This is a genomic window from Ructibacterium sp. SJQ-7, from assembly GCF_054696575.1.
In genome coordinates, this window is the sequence record NZ_CP195193.1 from 1,779,918 (window position 1) to 1,803,314 (window position 23,397).

General features: G+C 38.3%; 1 protein-coding gene (cut by a window edge). It reads left to right on the plus strand.

What is annotated here, in order from left to right:
- Window positions 1-23,397, plus strand: partial view of an RCC1 domain-containing protein gene (locus tag ACSAMO_RS08180; protein WP_499209084.1) — the start only. The gene runs 64,641 nt beyond the window's last position; 23,397 of the gene's 88,038 nt are visible here — the first part of the coding sequence; its start codon is at window positions 1-3; its stop codon lies off the right edge, out of view.

Genomic DNA, 23,397 nt, shown 5'->3' on the forward strand with positions numbered 1-23,397 from the left:
ATGAGACTTGGCAAAAAAACAAGCAGAGCTATATCAATAGCATTGCTGGCAGCAATGGCATCGACATCATTACCGCAAGTGGATGTAATTGCTGCGGTGAAAAACGGAATGTTCTTATCCGTATCATATACAGATAAGGATGGAAACAATAATAAAGAAGGGACTGAAAATACCGTCCCGGATGAATCAGAACAATCAGAAGGCGCAGAACCTGTTCAAAATGAAGAGACAGGGGCTGCGTCTAATAGTGGTGTTCAGGAAAATTCTGAAGAACAAACATCAAATAACACAAGTGGTTCATCACAAAATAATGCTGCCAACTCAAATTCTTTCCGAGAAACTTCATATAATAATGGTTATTCTTCATACAATGGTGATTATGACAGTTCAGAGACTTCTATAACTGAAAATCCGCTTACTGCCGGAAACAGAGTTAGTGATTTTATAACATTGGATAAGCAAGCGATAGGATTTACTAAAGTGGGTGATGTTGTATCTGTTACAGCGTCGCTTGCAGAAAATAAGGATGACGAGATAGTTTGGAGAGTTGCAGATCCTACAATATTGCTTATAAAATCAACATCTGTTGACGGAAAAAACAGTACAGCTCAAATTGAATGGATTGGCGGTACAGAAACAACAAAATTCTTTGCAGGATTAAAATCGGATCCTGACGAATACACAGAAGGTACAGCTATGCTGTTTGATAATAATTCAAGCAGTGAGCAAAGCGATACAAACGAAAATAAAGAATTAAAGAGAGAGTTTGAATCGCCGGAAGTAGAAGAATTCCTAAGAGAAATGCAAAAAGAAGGTCTTTCACAAGAAAATTCGGATTACGACCTTTCAAAACTAAGTGATGAAAATAAAGAAAATAACAGTGAAGAAACAGAGCGAAAAAATAGTACATCATTGGAATTATTTGATTCAGAAAAAATTTCACAAAAGTTAGAAGAAAATCAATTATCGGAAGAAAACAACACAGAAAATAATGAAGTAAAAAATGATGAATCAAATTCAGAAGAAAAAACAACAGAAAATGTAGAAAATACAACAACTTCTGATGATGAAAAATCAGAAAATCAAAACGAAAATGACAGAGTTTCTTCCTATTATAATAGCACTTCTGATAGTGAAGAAAAACAGACTAAAACAGAAACATCAGTTGAAACAAAAACAGTAACAGAAACTGTTCAAGAAAAGAGCACACAAAATGTTAATCGCGAAACTGTTGTTAAGCAAACTGTATCAACAGAAATACTTAGCACAGAGCAAACAGGCGGTACGGTTACAAAGACTGTTGAAAAACAAGTTCCTAAACAAGTAACTAAGAACGTTGAGGAAACTGTTGAGCGTGAGGTCGAGCGTGAAATAGTTAACGAAAACGGAGAAACAGAAACTGTTACAGAAACAATCGAAGATACAATCACAACTCCTGTTGTTGAAACTGTTTATGAAACAGTAGAAGAAACGGTTGAAGAAGAAACACCAATCGAAACTCAATATACAGTAAGAGAAACAACAACAACAGAAACAACAACAACAGAAACTGTTACAGATGAAAAAGGCAATGTAATTTCATCAAAGGTAGTTGATAATTCAACATCAACATCTTCAAGAGATTATACAACAACAGAAATGCCGAGCACAGAAACAAAGACATCAACATCAACTTCTTCATCGTCAGATACTGTTGAAAATGTTACAGGAAAAGAAGTTGAAAAAACAGTAACAAATGTTGTCGAAAAAGAAGTTACAGTTGACTCAGCAAATAATGAATCAGTCAATAAGAATGAAACAATTTCAGAAAACACTGAAAACGTAAATTCAAATGACAAGATTAATGTTGATGAAATTATTGAATTTGCGTCAGACGATAATGCAAATGATAATTCACAAACAACAGAAACAATCACACCGGCTGAATCAACAACAGAAGTTACATCAACAAGCAATTCATCAACAACAATGTATGCAATCGAGCCGAAACAGACATCTGAAACTTCGGAGTCGTTAGCAAAAGTTGATATAACAGAAATAAATGAAAAGCTTGTTGCAAATTATAACATTTCAGTTTTGAGTGACAGCGGTGGAACTTCAGCGGTGAGTGATCCAAATGAAATAATCAATGGTTCAGCGGTAAGCGATCTTGAAGGAATAGATACGATTGAAATTCGTGTCGGAGAAAAGAGAACCTTGGGTGACATTTTACCGGACAAAGGATTGCAGTCATCACTTACAGCAACAAACACGACAATTCTTGATTCAAGATTGGCAACAGTTCTTCAAGAAGGTTCATACGCATCAGGTGTTACAATTACCGGCGTACAAGAAGGACGTACAAGAATTACAGCTCAAATCGGCGGTAAGTTCAGAATATTCAATCTTGAAGTTTATGGAAGTAGAAATAACGTCGTACTTCCTACTGCAGTTCCAATGGTTGTGGCAAACGGAAGTTTCACTTTGGCATTAAAGAGTGACGGTACAGTTTGGGGTTGGGGTCTTGCAGGTGACCATCAACTTGGTAACTTGAAAGTTACAGGCGATACTCAAAATACTCCGTATAAAATTGAAATCAAGGAAAACGGAAAATTGTCACCGTTGACAAATATCAAACATATCGCTGTCGGTGATGCACATGCACTTGCAGTAAATGGTGACGGACGAGTTTATGCTTGGGGTCTTAACCGTAACGGTCAATTAGGTAGCGGTTATAAAATTACAGGTTCAAATCCGGCTTATGTTTTGACCGCTGCAAATACTCCGCTTGAAAATATCAAATATGTAGCAGCTGGAAATTTTAGTTCATATGCTATCAGCGCAGACGGTAAAATTTATTCATGGGGTTCAAATATTTACGGACAACTTGGTAACGGTCAATACGGCGGAAATGAAATAGAAAATAATGGATATGACAGTGACGTTGTATATGCAACAGAAATTTCGGTTGACGCTGACGGAAATGATTTTTCAAACATCATAAAAATAGCGGCAGGCATTTCTCATGTACTTGCATTGAAAAATGATGGTAATTTATATGTATGGGGAACAAACAGTGACTCATTACTTGTAAGCACTTCAACAGAAGATGTGTTACCATTACCTTCCAAAATGGAACTTAGTGTTGACGGACAAGTTCTTGATGTAGCAGCCGGCGGTGGTACTAATTCATCAGGTTCATCAGGTGACGAAGGTAAACAACAATTAAGATTCCATTCAATGATTTTGACAAATACAGGAAGTGTATATGTTTGGGGTCATAATGAAGAAAATACATTAGGTAAAGATGACAATAACAATTCAAGTGAAATAGAAAAACTTGAATCTATAAAAAATGTTATCAGCATCAATGCCGCAAGATATAATTCATCTGCAATAACATCAGATGGTAAAGTTTATACTTGGGGTAGAAATGACGAAGGTCAGATTGGTAATGTAAATGTTGCATCGAGAACTAACGAGCCGATGAATGTAATGGCTGGAGCAACAAATTCTGAAGATGAAGAAAGCTCACTTGAAAATATAGTTGCTATTGCAATCGGCGCAAACCATATGACTGCATTGAGATTAGACGGTAAAGTTTATTCATGGGGTACTGATATGTTAGGTCAGTTGGGTGACGGACGTAACGGTTACGAATATGAAAAAGTAGATTTGCCGGTTCTTACAGGTACAGCTGCAAGCAACTCACTAATAATGGATCATGTAAAAGTAGTGTCTGCTGATACAAATGAAATTGCCGGTGAGTATGAGAGCAGTGAATCAATGCCTGAAATCATAACAATCACTGATGCTCAAAAAGTAAAAATTGAAATTCCTGAAATTAAAAAATATTATAAGTCAGGATTTAACCTAATAGAAAACGATCAAAAATTTGATATTACTTCAGCTACAATTTTTTCATCTTCAAATGAAAAAATTGCCGGAGTATCTGCTGATACAGTTGAGATTAATTGGGAAACTGTTTCACCGGTATCTTTGGAAAATGGTGGAGAAAGAGGAATAGTAGAAATCAAAGCTGAAAATGAAGGTTTCTATGGAATATTAAAAGTTCATGTTAAAGCACCTAATGAATTTACAACTCCTATGATTGCGTCAGGTGAAAATTTCACAATTGCATTGAAATCAGATGGTAGTGTTTGGGCTTGGGGTGATAATACATATGGTCAACTTGGTAACGGTAACTTTGAAAGTTCACAAGGACCTATTCCGGTTTTGGCAGTAGACGCAACTAAAAAACTTAGTGGTGTATTTAAGATTGCAGCAGGAAAATATCATGCACTTGCTATGACAAGTGATGGTGCAGTTTTGGCTTGGGGCTTGAACGATAACGGTCAACTTGGTAATAACAGTACAACAAACCAAAATGTACCTGTTAAGGTTTTTGGTGGTGAACATAGTAGTGTTAACGGTTTTATAACTCTTGCAAATGATATAGCTGCAGGCGGTAAGCACTCGTTGGTAGCTTTGTCAACAGGTGCGGTTTATGCTTGGGGTGCTAACAATCATGCTCAGCTTGGTAATACAAGAGATGAAAATGATATTACAAGTACGTCTAAGGAATTAACACCTGTAAGAGTTATCCAGGGCGCGTCGGCAGAAGATGGCTCAAGTGCATATATAGACAGTGCAGTAGCAGTAGCTGCCGGTGAAAATCATTCATTGGCTTTACTTGGAGCAAATACAGAAGTACCTGATATGGATCGTGTTGTTTTGACATGGGGTGCAAACAATTATGGTCAAATGGGTAGTGACATTATAGTTGGCGATGGTGAAGTTTCAAGCGAACCTTCTGATGAGGCTTGGAATCAACTTGTTCCGACTGAATTGTCAGCCGATGGTACAATCATAACAAATATCGGAGCAATAGCTGCCGGTAAAAACCATTCTGTACTATTGGAATATTCTGTTGACGGTACAGGTGGCAAAGTTTATACAGTTGGTTCAAATGAATACGGTCAACTTGGACGTAACAGCACAAGTAAATTTTTGTCAGACGTTACTCCTTTAGCATCAAGTGATGTAACAGACAACGTTGTTGACGAGAAAAAGGATAGTATTACAACTGTAACAGGAATTGCTGCCGGTGGTAATAATACAATAATTATAGATGCAGAAGGCAATGTTTATAATTTTGGTGATAATCGTCACGGACAACTTGGTATGGGTAGCGTAGGCGGAAGTAAAAATGTTGCCGTATCAAATAACAATTTCTCAGAGAATGGTCAGGCAATAGCCGCAGGTTCACAAAGTGGATTTGTAATGAAAAAAGATGGTTATGTTTGGGCGTTCGGATATAATAGTGACGGTCAGTTGGGTGACTTATCTCGTGAAGATAGCAGTGTACCTGTTTTGGTTGGATCGGGCGCAGAAGATGTTCTTCAATTATCTGTAACAGTTCCGACTTCTGATGGTGGCACTAAAGATATAGTAAATCCAAACACTGTAACTGTAAATAAAAACCAGACAATTAAAGCTAATGGCGGAAACATTATTTCACTTAGAGGCTTTAATCTTATTGTCAATGACGATGAAGTTAAGAAAGCAACATCAATAACATATTCATCATCAGATGATAGTGTAGTTTCTGTAAACGGAACTACAATTACAGCAGTTTCCAAGGGGATTGCTGTAATTAAAGCGGTTTCTTCTACAGGTGTAGTAGGAATGTTTGTTGTACATGTAAATGACCTTTCAGAAGATGCTTTCTATACAGAACCAATGGTTTCTGCCGGAGAAAACTTCTCAGTTGCATTAAAATCAGACGGTACTGTTTGGACATGGGGTGAAAATAAGAACGGTCAACTTGGTAATGGTACAAAAGGCGACGGAACAAGCCAATATTCACCTGTTCAGGTAGTAGGTGTAAGCGGAACAAGCGACAGTGTACTTAAAAATATTGTTGCAGTAGCTGCCGGAGATACTCACGCAGTTGCACTTAGTGTAAATGGTGAAGTGTATACATGGGGCGGCAATATGTATGGTCAACTTGGTAATGGTACAAGCGGTATCGAATCAGCAATCGAAGGTGACGAAGAAGAAGTTCATGATGCTGTTGAATTTGATGAAAATACAGGTTACTATACAATTTATGCGGCAGAAGGATTAGAAAAAGTACGCGAAGTTCTTGATGGAAAATTTATTCTTGGTAAAGATATAACACTATCAAGCGCTTTCGCTCCTATAGGTGACGCTGACAAACCATTTACAGGTATTTTCGATGGTAACGGATATAGAATAAACAATCTAAATGTATCTTCATCAGCTACAGGAACAAATATTGGTGATAATAAAACATCAGTATCAGCAATGTTTGCTGTAAATAACGGTACAATTCAAAATGTAATTCTTAATAGTATTTCAGTAAGCAATACCACTTTAGAGGTGGAAGATAATGACATGTCAGTGCCGGCATATTCAATTTCAGCAGGTCTTGTTGGATTTAATGACGGAACTGTTTCAAATTCGGGTATAGTTTTAGGTCAAATATCTTCATATAACTTGAGTGGTGGTTTAGTTGCTTATAATGGTGAACACGGCACGATTTCAAATGTATATAACAGAGCTGATGTTAGAGTTGTAAACAGTGAAACAAGTGTAAGCATAAAATATGCCGGTGGTATTACAGCCGTAAACCTTGGCAATATTTTCCGTGCTTATAATTCAGGAAGTGTAAGCGGAACATCTGACATATCAGGTGTTGCAGGTATTTCTGCGTCTAATATGGCAGAGTCATCGGCAGATGCTCAGGCAGGTGTGGAATATGGTATTGCTTACACATATACAAATAATGGAACAGTAGTAGGTGTTGGTAATGAGGCTGCCGCATCTTTAGCAAATGCTGATTTGACAGATTCTTCAATATATGCAGGTTGGAATTTTGAAGATGGCAGTGGTGTATGGTCATTTACAAATAAGTATGATGAAAATGACAAATTGCCAATATTGCAAATTGAACAAGGTCCACCGGCAGCACCGGCAGAAACAGATTACACAACTAAGGATAGTGGTGTACCTGTTACAATCGTGTCAGAAGACGGAAAAGAAATCGGAAAAATTTCTGCAATCGCGGCAGGTGGCAATCATACATTAGTTTTGACAGAAGACGGTTATGTTTACTCATTTGGTAGTAACGGTAACGGTCAACTTGGCGTGGGTAGCAATGGATATGATTCAACTACATCTCTTGCTAAGTATAAAACAAAAGCTACAAAAGTTTTAGGCGGTCGTAGTGCAAGCAGTGACATATATTTGTCAAATATTATAAGAATTTCAGCCGGAAAAGAATTCAGCTCGGCATTAAAGTCGAACGGTATGGTTGTTACATGGGGTAATAATGATAATGGTCAACTTGGTATTAATGTAAATGGATTAAGAAATCAACCGGTCAAAGTTATAACAAACAATAGTAATCCTCTTGAAAATATAACAGATATTTCATTGGGTGCAAATCATGTTCTTGCACTTGCATTTGACAACTCATTATATGCGTGGGGTGCAAATGATCGCAGACAACTTGCTTCAAGCACAAAGGATATAGTTCCTGTTCCTGAAAAAATAACAATTTCGGGAAAAATCAAAACTATAGCTGCCGGCGGACAACATTCTGCAATTATGACAACTCTTGACGGAAGTGAAGACACTGCCGTTTTGACATGGGGTGATAATGAATACGGTCAACTTGGTATCAAAGATGCTAATAACGATATATCAAGAAATGCGACACCGACTCGTGTAAATAAAGGTATAACTGTTGATAGTACAGACGATTATTTGATTAACGTAATCGGTTTAAGTACAGGCGGTTCACATACTGTTGTAATCAAGGACGATGGATATGTATATTCGTGGGGTTTGAATGAAAGCGGACAAATCGGTGATATTTCAAATGAAACAAGACGTACTCCTGTTTTAACCGGTGACAGAGAAGCACGTGTGCTTATGATGCAAAAAATTACTGCGAAGAAAGCAGACGGTTCAGTTGCAAAAGAGTACACCGGAAATGACGTGCCGGTAGAAATTACAATAGAAAACAATGGTTCTTTGGAAATTGACGCCGCAGAAACGATTGAAAAATACCTAAGCGGTTTCAATATGCTAAAGAGCGTTACAGAATCAAAGACAGCTGATTCTACAAAGATTGAATTTGCAACTTCTGATGATACAGTTGCATTAATTAATCAATTGGGAGTTGTATCAGCAACTAATAAAATAGGTAAAGCTACAATTATATTAAGAAATACTGATACAAATTATATCGGTTCAATAATTGTAAACGTAACAGAAAGTATTGCACTTCCTAAAGTTGACTCAGGTGTAGACTTTGCCGTTGCACTTTCTGCAAGCGGACTTGTATATACTTGGGGTAAAAATTCAATCGGTCAACTTGGTATAGATACTGCAACAACATACAGACCAATTCCACAAGCTTTAGTTGGTATTCCTCAAATGACAACTATTGCGGCAGGTGATGACTTTGTAGTTGCACTTGATGTAGACGGAAATATATGGACATGGGGTAATAACGAAAATGGACAGCTTGGCAGAGGCGACATCGGCGAGGCTTATTCGGCAACCCCTCAAATGCTTAGTGTACAGGCAAATTCACAAGATGTTAAATTTATAAATGTGGCTGCCGGAAAAGATTTTGCATTTGCATTGACAACTTCAGGTAGCGTATATTCTTGGGGTACAAGTAGCAGAGGTCAATTAGGCAACGGTGCTACTTCAAATTCAAATGTACCAAAATCAGTTGTTAAGGGCGCAAGTGCAAGTAGTTCAGCTGTACTTGAAGATGTTATCAAAGTTACTGCCAGTGATAATTTTGCGGCAGTATTGAAGAGAAACGGCGACATATTTGTATGGGGTGACAACACTGTTGGTCAGCTTGGTAATGTGTCAGACGGAACTCAGAAAAATGTACCTGTACAGGTATGGAACGGTGAATATGTATCCGAAAATGATACATTTATTCATAATGCAGTTGACGTTGCTATTGGCGGTAACAGTGCGGCTGCAATTATACAAGAAAATAAGACAACAAGTGATGAAAGCGGAGCTGTTTCAAATGAACTTGCAAATGTAGTATATACTTGGGGTTCAAATAATAGTGGACAACTTGGTGCATCAAAAGAAGACAATTTTGTAAATTCACCTGTAAAGGTTGATTTGGACGATGTACGCAGTGTTGCTGTAGGTAATGAACATATGCTTGCACTTACAAAAGATGATGAAGTGTATGCTTGGGGTTCAAACAGTAACGGACAACTTGGTGTAGGTAATATAACAACAACATCATCTCCGATTCCTGTTGAAGTTAAAAACGGAGAAACTTTGGCACACGAACAATTTGGTGAAGTGTACCTTCTTGGTGCCGGTAAAGATTTTTCAATGGCTGTCAAGTCAAGCGGTAAAGTGTACGCTTGGGGTTCAAATAACAACGGACATATCGGTGATTATTCAAAGGGAAATAAAGTATATCCTACACAAGTAGGTGAAAAGGAATCTAACAGTCTTGTTGTTAAAGAAACAATTCTTGAAAAATATGACGGTACTGTTGATACTACAACTTATAAAAATGTACTTCCGTCAGAATTAAGTATGATTTATAGGAATAGTAGCAGTTATGACGTTTTAAAGATAAATGTAAATGAAATCTATTCAAATATATACGGTAACTTTAACTTGTTCGACGCGCAAGGACTAAACCTTATTAAACTTACCGGTGTTGATAAGAGCAATTTCTCATTGCTAAATCCAAAACTATTTACTTTGGATGTTGAAACAGCAGCAGACGGAACTACATATGTTGTTATAACTCCGAACCAAAACCATAAATTCGGAACAACAACACTAACAATTAAAGTAGGTGATTATACAAAGAATGTAATGCTAACACTAAGACCGGAAGGTCAACTTTACGCCCCGATGGTTGCAACAGGTGAGGATTTTACTGTTGCACTAAAAGGTGACGGTAGTGTATGGACTTGGGGTATAAATAATTACGGTCAACTTGGTGATGGTACATATATAAATAGAGCGTATCCGGTTCAAGTAACATTGTCGATAGACGAAGAAACAGGTGTTCGTGATTATATTTCAGACATAAAGAGAATAGCAGCCGGTGAAAGATTTGTGCTTGCACTAAGAAATGACGGTTTATTGTATGCTTGGGGTGATAATACTTCAGGTCAGCTTGGTGTGGAAATAAATAACGAAACAACAGAAGACGGTACAGCTATTGAGGATTCAAGATCTCTACCTGTAGAAGTCGATTTGACTGATGGCGTTGATTTCACAGAAATTACAGACATCGCCGCAGGTAAGAACCATACTGTAATTGTTTTAAATAATGACACTGTTTACACATGGGGCGATAATACATACGGACAACTTGGTACAGGTGAAAATGGTTCATATATTCCTAACCAAGTAAAAGGCTTTAACGGCGGTGGATATTTAACAGATATTATTTCAGTAAAAGCCGGTTCATATCATACAGTTGCGTTAAAACGTGACGGTAGTGTTTGGGCATGGGGTAGAAATGACCGTGGTCAACTTGGTGATATGACAACTGAAGACAGAGAATATCCGATTCAAGTATTCAAGGGTGACAGTTACGGTAACGGTTACTATCTTGAAAACATTTCTCAAATTTCTGCCAAGGCTAACAACACTGCCGTAATTGACAGAAATTCAAGAGTATATGCTTGGGGTGATAATGCTTCACAACAATTAGGTGATTATACACTATCAGCAGATTATGCAAGTACACCACGCAAAGTATATACAACATATCAATATGACCCTAACTATGAACTTACAAATGTAATGGCAATTTCTGTAGGTTTTGAACATATGCTAAGTATCGACTATGACGGTAACGTAGCAATATGGGGTAAAGTTATAGATGATAACGGTGCATTTACAGTATACGACAGAGCTAATGGCGTAGTAGCAGGCGAAACTGGAACAGTAACAGGTTTAGCATCACTTGGCGATATTAGTTTGATAGCCACAGGTAAAAACTTTAGTGTTGCTATGAGCAATAGCGGTAATATCGCTGCATGGGGTATCGGTGATTATGGTGAAATCGGTAATTCAGGTTTCTCATCATTCAATTATCCGGTATACACAGGTGAAAAATCTGCAGAAAACTATAGATTTGAAATAGGTCAAATTACAACAAATCAAGGTGACATAAAAGAAGACTATGACGGAAGCAGTGAATTCTTCCTTGCTCCGTCAAAAATTACTATTTCACAAAAAGAAAAATATGTAGTTAATCCGACAAGAGCTATAAGAACAGTTCATCCGGGATTTAGCTTGACAGAATATGTGGAAGTTCAGAGAGAACATGACGCATCAAGTGAAGTTACTTTTGTTTCTGATAATGAAAATATAATACAAGTTAACGGAACAGAGTTTGTTCCGTCGGGACAATACGGTTCTACAACAGTTCGTGCCGTAAATACAGCCGGTAAAACTGTATGGACAGGTATAATTGATGTATATGTAGACGGAAGAATTGCCGCACCAAAGGTTTATGCCGGCAAGAATTTTTCTGTTGCACTTCAAGTTTCAGGTAAAGTATACGCATGGGGCGAAAATACTCAAAACCAACTTGGCGACGGGACTGATAAGAGCAAAGCTTCTCCTGTAGCCGTTCAATTTGGCGGAGATTCAACAATGCTTGGTATCCGTGACATTTCAGCAAGCGACACACATGTATTAATGGTTACTGAATCAATGGAAGTTATGTCATGGGGCGGTAACGAACATGGTCAGCTTGGCAGTATGAACAAAGAAAACAGAAGTAAAGCATATTATGTATATGAGGATGAGTACGAATCAATTCTTTCAGACGTAATATCAGTAGCTGCCGGTGATACACACTCTCTTGCACTTACAAAAGACGGTTATGTATACGCATGGGGCGGTAACGAACACGGTCAGCTTGGTATCGGCTATGCCGGTGAAGATGTTATTTATCCGACAAGAGTTTTAAAGGGTGACAGTGCATCTGATCGTGAATATTTGAGCAACATTATTGCAATCGAGGCAGGAAACGCATATTCTCTTGCATTAAGAAATGACGGTACAGTCTTTGCATGGGGCGAAGTATCAAACGGTAAACTTGGCACAGTTATATCATCAGATGTTTATACTCCTGCACAAGTATGGAAAGGTGAATCAGATACTGACACATGGTATTTGGAAAATGTAATCAAGATTTCAGCCGGTAGTGAACACTCAGCTGTTATAAACAACAGAAATGAAGTTTATACATGGGGTAAAAATACTAACGGTCAACTCGGAAACGGAACAACAAATAATTCAACAACACCGGTTCGTGTAAGAAATCAATGGATGGACGGCAGCGATCAACTTGCTATCGAAATTTCAGCCGGTGGCGAACATACTGTTGTTGTAACAAAATCAGGTACAGTATACGCATGGGGACTTGACGCAGAAGGTCAAGTTGGTTTGGGTGCGTTGGTTTCAGGCGCAGACAAACAAACAAGCTATCTTGTACCACAGCAAATTGCATCAGGTGATTCAACAAGTACAGATGATTTATATTTCCGTGACGCGTTAACTGTTTCAGCAGGTAATGCACATGTTACACTATTGAAGAAAGACGGTAGTGTATGGTCATGGGGACGTAATGAAGAAGGTCAACTTGGTGACTTTACAAATGCTCAGCATAATGCGGCAGTACAAACAGGTGAAAAACTTGTAAAGACACTTTCTGTTACTGAAGGTACTATCCTTGACAGTGAAGGTAACGAATATGCTCAAGTTACAGAAGATACACTTTATACATTCCTTGACTATGACAAAACATTAAAAATAACATCAGTAAATGAAAAATTTGAAGGTGGATTTAACCTTATCCTTGACGATGAAGGTGTACTTACACCTATGCCTGCAACAAATTACGATTTCAGAACAATGGATTCGGGAATTGCAACAGTTGTAGAAGAAACTGACGGATGGCGTATTATACCGAACGAAAATAATCGTTACGGTGAAGTTTCGATGCTTGTTGAACAAAAGTCATTCTCAGAATATTCAGGTATATTCAAACTTGGCGTAAAGCAAACAGAAAAATTAGTTATACCTATGGTATCAGCCGGTACAGACCACATTCTTACTCTAAAATCAGACGGTACAGTTTGGGCATGGGGTAAAAACGATAAAGGTCAGCTTGGTAACGGCGATACAAACGACACAGAATACCCGGCAAAAGTTTCATTCCCTCATAATAGTGACGGCAGTGAAGTTAAGTTTATGGCAGTTGCAGCCGGAAATAAATTCTCAGTTGCACTTTCAACAACAGGTGAAGTATATACATGGGGTTGGAATGAATACGGTCAGTTGGGTGACGGTAATTGGAATGAATATCATGAAGAAATTATTTCAACTGAAGATGTATGGGGTAATTGTTGTTGGCCGACAGATACACCGCTTGACTCACAGCGTTACAGAGATCATAAACATATAAAATATAAGAGAGTTCAAGACAATAACAATGTATTGTCACCGCAGAAGATTAACCTTAAAGATATAGTAGCAATTTCAGCTGCAACAGGTGTGAACTCCAATCTTGACAAAGATGATGAAAAGCTTGATTTGTTAAATGATAATACAAGCGGCGGACATACTCTTGCATTGGACAAGAACGGCAATGTATGGGCATGGGGTCTAAATAATAAGGGACAAATCGGTACAAATACAGATGTTAAGTTTGAACAAATTCAACTTGGTTTTACAACAAACGGATATACAAATGATGAAGGAGTTGTAGAAGGCGACTCTGAATGGCATAAAGAGTATGATGCAGAAACATGCTATACATACATTCCTTCACAGGAAAATCTTTATATAACAGAACCTACAAAGGTAGTAGGTCTTGAAGGCATAGGCTACTTGAATTCAATTTCAGAGATTTCAGCAGGCGGTAACTCATCTATCGCTGTAAGAAACGACGGATATGCATATGCTTGGGGTAATAATGATAACGGTCAACTTGGTGATGGTTTATCAGATAATGCGTCAATGCCAATGCAATTATTAAGTGGTGCAAAGAATCCTTATGTAACATATTTCAGAGATGCGCTTTATGTTGATATGGCAACAGATCACGCTGTAATCACAACAAGAGATGGCGAAGTATATTCATGGGGAGCAAACAGAAACGGTCAACTTGGTAACGGTGCAACATCTGTTAAGGAAACTTCTCCTGTACAAGTTGTATCTGCTAACGGAAACTTAGATAACATAGTTTACGTATCAGCGGCAGGAAGTCACAACTATGCTGTCAACGGTAACGGTGATGTATACACATGGGGTACAAATGCAAACGGTCAGCTTGGTAATGAAACTACAGGCGGATACTATTCAGTTGCCACTCGTGTAGTTGCCGGTGAAACAGCTACGTTGGATGGAACAACTGAGCTTACAAATATTACAAGGGTATATGCAGGTGAAAGAGATGCAATGGCATTGCGTTATGATGGTAGTGTATACGGTTGGGGATATTATGGAGTAGGACAATTCTCTAATAATATTGTTCACCCAATATTTATGGGTGAAAGCCCGGCAAAAATATTTGCATTCCAACATGGCGTAAAAACAGAAGGTACAGATGTAGTTGAATACGATAATATGCCAAACTACATTTATATCAATAATGACGGCACACTTGAAGTTACTCTTCAAGGTGATAACGGTATGATTGATAAAGAATACCTTGGATTTAACTTATTGAGTGACGTTAATCCACATCCTACAACAGATTTTGACAACCTTACATTCAGCACATCAAATAAAGATATAGCTAAGGTTGAAAAGGATGTTGCATCTAATGTTGTAAGAGTAACTGCAAATCATGCAAGACGTTACGGTGAGGCAGTTATCAGTGCAAGAAATGATGTAACAGGTTACTATGGTATGTTTACTGTATTGGTAAAACCAAATGACGGAATAACAGTTCCGGTTGTTGCCGCAACAAACAGTGGCGTATATGCACTAAAGGCAGACGGTACTGTTTGGACATGGGGTAATACGTATGATGGAAGTACAGCATCAATGGTAAACAGAACATCACCTGTAAGAGTAGTTAAGAATGCAGGCAAAGACTCAACAACATATCTTGAAAATATTAAACACATTGCGGCAGGTCCGACTCATATGCTTGCAGTTGATATAGACGGTCAAGTTTGGGCTTTGGGTAACAATGCAAATGGTAAGCTTGGTATAGGCGGTACATCTACTGCGTACACACCAACACTTGTAAAAACAAGCTCAACAGAAATACTTTCAGGTGTAGAAAGAGTTGCAGCCGGTGCAAGAAACTCAGCCGCTTTGGCGCAAGATGGTGTTGTATATGTATGGGGTGATAACACATACGGTCAGAGAGGTATCGAGGCTAAAAATTCAAAATACAGTCAATATGCTTCATTCACAGTAAAGGGAGCAAGTGCCGGTGATAACGCAGACGGTGCGCTTAATGACTTTATTGATATTACAATCGGTGATACATTCATTTCAGCATTGAGAAGAGATGGTAATGTATTCAGTTGGGGTAGCGGTAGCTACGGTCAAATTGGTAAGGGATTCTTTACAGAGGCTCTTGCACCTACACAAGCTGTAAATGGCGAAAGTGCAAGTAGCACTGCATATTTGAGAAATATCGTTAAGATTTCTGCAGGAGCATATCACAATATTGCATTGTCAGATGACAGCAGTGTATATGCTTGGGGTAGAAATGCAAACGGTCAACTTGGTAATAATACAATAACTACAAATGATTCAATAGATAATGCCAACAATTATAATGCAAATTCTCCGAAGAGAGTTTTAATCAGCTATGACGGTGAGAATATGCAAAATCTTGACGGAATAGTTAATGTTAATGCCGGAGTAAATTCATCAATGGCAGTTGGCAGAGATGGTTACTTGTATTCATGGGGCAGTGGTGCAAATAATACAACAGGTGTAGGTTCAACAGCAAATTCACTTACTGCTAAGTATACAAAACGAGGCGAAAGTTTCTATAGCGATGATGCAACAGACAGAATCGGTTGGATTACTTCCGCAACAATCGGTGATATGGGTACATCTGTAGTCAGATACGATGGTAGTGTATATTCATGGGGTAAAAACTCTACATATAATGTAGGTGATTTTTCATCAGTTGAAAGAACTGAACCTGTACAGACAGGTCTTCGTGAAGACAGACGTGAAGCTATCGGTGTAGCAACATTGTATACAGACGGTGTAGCAACAGAAGTTTATAATGATGATGTCAATGCCGCTAATTACAACCCATTACCACAAAAGATTACTCTATCAAAGAATCAATATCTTGAAATAAATAAGTCTGATATATATGACTATCATATGGTAGGCTTTAACTTGATTTATAACAACAACGACAGACATAGTACAGCTGTTCAAGCATATAATACTGACGTTGATGAACAGACAGTTCTTGATAGAATAACAGCAACGTCAATAGATACATCTATAGTTTCAGCTGAGGACAATAATAATATAATAACAATTCGTCCGAACAGCGAACATAGATATACAAATACATTTATTACATTATATAATACATCTACAAACTTTGTAGGTGTGCTTGAAGTGGCGGTAAAAGAGGTTAACACAGAAGTAACTCCGATGATTGTTTCAGGCGATCACCATACTCTTGCACTTATGAGTGACGGAACAGTTTGGGCATGGGGTAATAATACATATGGTCAACTTGGAAATGGTATAAGAAGTAATGATACACATAACAGTTATCCGGCTGACGGTGACGAAAAGAGAAATGATTTCTTATATCCTGTAAAAGTAAACATTCCAAGCGATGTTAAGATTAAATCAATAGCCGCAGGTAAACGTCACTCGTTGGCACTTACAGAAAACGGTGAAGTATACATTTGGGGTTATACAGAAGTTAATAATATCGTTTGGGGAGATTATTACCAGAATAATATCGTAACAAGAACAGGTTATCATAAGAGTAGTTATGAATCTGTTGTAGGCGATGCAAACCAGGAAAGAAGATATGGTATTGTAACTCCTAAACTTGTTAAGCTTGACAGCGATAATACTCAAAATCTTACAGATGTAATATCAATAGCTGCCGGCGATGATGTTTCATATGCGGTTAAGGCAGACGGAACAGTTTGGTCATGGGGAAATAACGGTCCCGCTGGTAAACTTGGTATTAATAAGTATGACTCAATGTATTCTGTAACTCAAACAATAGCAACAGATAGATATGTAGATTTCACTATTCCTGGACACTGGGAATATGATGAATATGTGCCGTCAACTACACGTAGAAAACAGGCATACAACTGGACATCTCTTGATTATACATGGTATCTATGGACAGAGTACGGTAAAGAAAATGCAGTACAGGTTGTAGGTCCTTATGCAGGCGGATATCTAAATAATGCAGTATCTGTAAGAACAGATGGTGACAGTGTATATGTTGTTAAGGCAGACGGAACAGTTTGGTCATGGGGCAGCAATATGTACGGTGTTCTTGCCAATGAAACAAATGTAAACAACGATACACGCAGAGGTTACCCACTTCAAGTTTATAAGGGTGACGGATATTCTGCAGACAAGTATTTAAAGAATATCGTAGATATACAAGTAGGTGCGAATAATAAAGAAAGAAACAAAAGAGCTATAGGAACACAAATAAATCTTGATGAAACTACAGTTATAGCACTTGCAAGAAATATCACTGTTGATGATACAACAAAGGATACAAAACAATACAATAATCAAGGTTATGTATATGTTTGGGGTAAGGTAGTATCAGATAATGCAACTGTAAACAGTGTATCTGCACCAACAAGAGAAACAACTCTTGAAAACGTAACAGCTGTATCAGCCGGTGGAAATACTGTAATGACACTTTCACTTGATCCTGATACATACAAGCATAGTACATATGCTTGGGGAAATAACACATTCGGTCAACTTGGTAACAATACAACAGATAGTACAAGTACACCGTCAGAGGTGCTAAAGGGAGAAAATGTATACTCTGATAATGATTATATTGAAGACGCGATTCAAATAACGAATGGTGCTTATTTCAGTGCGGCTATGTTGCACAACGGAACAATCTGGGCTTGGGGTTCAAACAGAAATGGTCAGTTTGGTAATAACTACAGAGTTAACAGTTTGATACCTGTACAGTCAGGTGACAGAGCGGCTGATATATTAACAGTAGCTGACAATGACGGTGACAGTATTCCATTGGTTGCAACAATTACTGAAGGTGAAACACTTGATTTAGGAAGAATTAAATATGAACATATTCCTGGATTTGAATTTGCGCATTACGCATACAGTGATGTTATAAATGCAAATGACGGAGTGACATACAACACATCTAACAGCGATGTGGCAACTGTTAACTCAAACGGTGTTGTAAGTGCAAATACAAACGGAATATACGGTCAGACAACAATTAGTTTTGAAAAAGAAATCAGTCCTGTAAACGACGGAGTTTACACAGGACTTCTTGACGAACCTATTTTATACAAAGGTCAACTTATTGTTAAGGTAATTAAGTCGGGCGATGATAAAGTTGCAATCCCTATGACAAAATCAGGCGGCAGCTTTACAGTTGCACTTATGGATAACGGAACAGTATGGACATGGGGTTCAGGTAATCTTGGTGACGGTACGTCAAGTGCGTCATACTATCCGGTACAAGTAGTAACGAGCGTCAGCTCAACAGGCGAAAGAATATATCTTGATAATATAGTAAGTATTGCAGCAGGTAACACTCATGCTTTGGCACTTGATGCAAACGGAAGAGTATGGACATGGGGTTCAAACGGTAGTGGTCAGCTTGGAAGAAGTGGCTCAACAAATGTTGCGGCAGAAGTATCAATAGTAGGTGATACAGATGACAGCACTAACATTATTGCAATCGCAGCCGGAAAAGAACATTCTTTGGCATTGACATCAGACGGCAGAGTATACGCTTGGGGATTGAATAACTATGGTCAGATCGGTCATGGAACATCAGGTACTCACAGTGTTTATAACTATACCGGAGATGTAGCAAAATATGAAACTCCTGTAATTGTTATGGATTTGAATAACGGTAGAGCAACACAAATTCATTCTATCGTATCAATTTCAGCCGGTGGTGACAGTTCAATACTTGTTCGTGGTGACGGTACTGTATTTACATTCGGTAAAGCAGATAACGGTCAACTTGGATATGGTGAGAATTTAACTGCAAATAAGGGTGAAAAAGATAATATATCAGATTCAAAGGTAAACAGCGCATATCACAAGACAGTTCCTTCACAAGTTATAAACAGAAGTGATGATGATATTACACTTGATGGCGGAATTACAAATACATATATGCAAAATGTAGCAGAAGCAGATATGGGTAGTGAACACTCTGTATTGCTCGTTAATAACGGACTTGTATACAGCACAGGTCTTGGAACAAGCGGTCAGCTTGGAAACGGTGCGTCAGATTCATCAGATGGTTACGTAAGAGTAGTAGACTCAGACGGTAATTATTTGGAAAATGCCGTGAATGTTTCAGCCGGATATAACCAGTCAGCTACAGTAACAAGAGGCTCAAACCTATATATGTGGGGTAATAACGCATCAAAGCAACTTGGTGACGACTCGGCTACAACTAAATCATCGGCTACTCGTGTAGTAAAAGGTCATAATATACACGAAACTGGTGATTATCTAAGTAACATAACAGCAGTATCACTTGGAAACACTGTAACAACTGCTATCAAGTCAGACGGTACAGTATGGGCATTTGGTACTAATTCATCAGGTTCGTTAGGTGACTTTGTAAATTATGATTATACAGGTGCTCATTTGGTAGGACCGGTAGATTATTATGCACTTAATTTTGATAACATTGAAGGCGGACATATCAGAATACCTGAAAATTCAACATATACAATAGACAATATCAACCTAAAATATGTTGCAGGCTTTAACTTGCACGATGACAGCGACTTTAGAGATGCAAGCGGAGATTATTCATTTGAATCATCAGATCCGAGAATTGCAACGGTTGATTCAAACGGAACAATAACACCGGTAGGTAACGGAAATTATGGTAAAGTAGTAATCACTGTAACAGATAATAATACAGGTTACAGAGGTCTTATTGTTGCAGACGTCTATAATGTAAGTGACAGATATACAAAGATTGCAGTTCCTATGATTGCATCAGGATTAGACTTTACAGTTGCACTTAAGTCAGACGGTAGTGTATGGACTTGGGGTAATAACTCATCAGGACAGTTGGGTATAGGTTACACAACTCTTGACGCAGACGGTAAAGTTGAAAAACTTTCAACTGCTTCAAATTCTATGAGCAGAATTTCATCTTGGGCAGAACCGCTACAAGTTGCAGATACAAACGGCTTAGGAACATTAAGTAATATTATTTCTATTGTAGCCGGTGATAATTTTGCAATGGCATTGTCAGCTGACGGTGCAGTATACACATGGGGTAACGGTAGCAACGGTAAACTTGGTGATAATAATACATCAAGCCATAATGCATATTATCCTCAGCGTGTTGTACGAGGTGTAGCGGATACTTATACATCAGAAACTGTAGCAACACAGGCAAGTTCAACAGGAGACGAAACAACTGATCCTGAACCGGTTGTAGAAGAATACTTGTCAGGTATCTTAGAGATTAGTGCGGGTAAAGACTATGCTCTTGCACTTGATAAGAATGGTCATGTTCTTGCATGGGGTACAAATACAAACAGCAAACTTGGTCTAAACTACAGATCTGTTACAGATAATATGGGTGTACCTTCATATGTTGTAGCAGGTGCTATGGCAAGTGATGATCCGTTTGTTCTAAATGCAGACAGAACAAATTCTACAAGAAATACACAATCTACAAATCGTTTGAGCAATATCGTATCTATTGATGCCGGTGATAATCACGCAGTAGCAATAGCTGATAACGGCAGTGTATATGCTTGGGGTGACGATTCAGAAGGTCAACTTGGTATTGAACCGAATACATCAAAGAGATTTAGCAATTACGATGGTAAAGCATATGCGTATGCACCTATAAAAGTACAACGCGGTGACAGAGATATGGTATCGGCATATGATGATGAATTTATGTATGATGCTGTTCAAGTATCAGCCGGTAAGGCTCATACTCTAATCCGTTCAAAAGATTATAACACATATGCAACAGGTGATAACAGTAACGGTCAGCTTGGTATAGACAGCGGCGATGTTACATCACCTAAGTATGTTGACGTAGATGGCAATAGTATTTATAACATTTCAGCCGGTGGTAACAGTAGTGCGTTTATCGGCGGAACAGATGTAAATGACAATTTGATTTATACAGTCGGTAATAACGGCAGTGGTCAGTTGGGTATAGACAGTGTTATAAATAAATCTACTCCTACAAGAGTTCATGATTCAGTAAGATCAGATGTTGGTGATTTGCTATTATTTGACGACGCATTTGTTGCAGATTACGGTTCACAGCACTTGACAATTATGAAACAAGACGGTAGCGTTTATACAACAGGTGCAAACGGTTACGGTCAACTTGGTGATAACACAACAATTAAATCATACATTCCTGTTCATGTAAGCAAGGAAGAAGTAGATACTCTTGAACTTCAAAATGTTGAAATCAAAGAAAATTCAGATAACAGTGTTGATGAATCATATGTAACACCTGATTATCTTGAAATTACAGAAGATCAATATGTTGATTTCAACAGAGATCAAATTATGAATAAGAGAATGGTCGGCTTTAACTTGTATGAAGACGATATTCTTACACCTATTGACGATAAGAGTCAGATTGAATTTACATCTTCAGATACTTCAATCGGCAACTTTGCAAGCGGAATTGATGAACTTCATACAACATCACCGACAAAGGCAGGACCTACAATCGTAACTATTGAAAATAAGGCTAACGGATATAAAGCATTCGTAACTGTAACTGTTAAGGGTGACACAGTATGGCCTTCAGGTTCAAAAGTAGCAGTAGGCAAGAACTTCTCTATTGCTTTAAAAGAAAACGGAACTTTGTGGACATGGGGTGACAATTCTCACGGTCAACTTGGTGACGGTACATTATTGAGCAAGAAATATCCTGTACAAGTCCTTGATGAAGACGGAAATCCGATTAAAGATATAGTAAGATTGGCAGCAGGTGACGACTATGTATTTGCCGTAGATAAAAACGGTAAGATATATACATGGGGTGTATCAATTTCCGGCGGATCAGATATGACGTCACCGGTAGAAGTAGAAAATACAATCGGCGATGAAATCGAAGATATAGTATCAGGTTCAAATTATGTACTTGTACTTACAACTCACGGCGATGTATTCTCTTACGGTGTTGATAACTCACAAGGTCAACTTGGCAATGATGTTATAGCTCCTTCTACTGCATCATTTACTAAGATTAGTGCGCTTAAAGATATTAGATCAATAGCCGCAGGCGATAGCCATAATCTTGCAGTGGATACAAACGGAAAAGTATGGACATGGGGTGCGAACTTGCATAAACAGCTTGGTAGAACGGTATCTTCCGGTGGCGGTTCGGGAAGTAGCGGCGGAACATCGGACGATGATTCAAGTGATGCCGATGCCGACGGCGACGACGCAGATACTGCACTACAAGCAACAACTGCAAGTGCAGATTATGACGCAACTCCGGCAGTTGTAGAAGGTTTGTCAAATGTAAAATATGTTGCTGCAGGCAGTGCACACAGTGTAGCTGTAACAGAAGAAACACTTGCAGACGGAACAACTGTTACAAAAGTATATGCTTGGGGTTACAACTCAAAGGGTCAACTTGGTATAGATGATAAGACTGTAACAGAATCAGTAACACCTATGCTTGTTGTTGCCGGCGAAGCGGCAGGTAAGGATTCGACTGTTGATGCAAACAGCGATGAATACTTATCAAATATTCTTGGAGTAACAGCAGGTGGAAACCAAACACTGGTTATAACAAATAATTATGAAGTATATACATGGGGCGGAGATGAAAAGGGTCAACTTGGCGTTGATTCAAAGATAGACAGATTTGCTCCTGTAAAGGTATGGAAGGGAGATACATTCAATCAAGACGAAGATCCATATCTAAAGAACGTAATCGGTGCGGCAATGGGTGCAAACCATACCGTAATAATCAGAGATGACGGTTATGTATGGGCATGGGGTGATAATACTTCAGGTCAACTTGGTACAGTAACTGTCGATTTGGCAAAGACACCGGTACAAGTAGGTAATACAAATTCAAATACATTGTCATTCCAAAAGGCAATAGTATATACTGATGAAAATTCA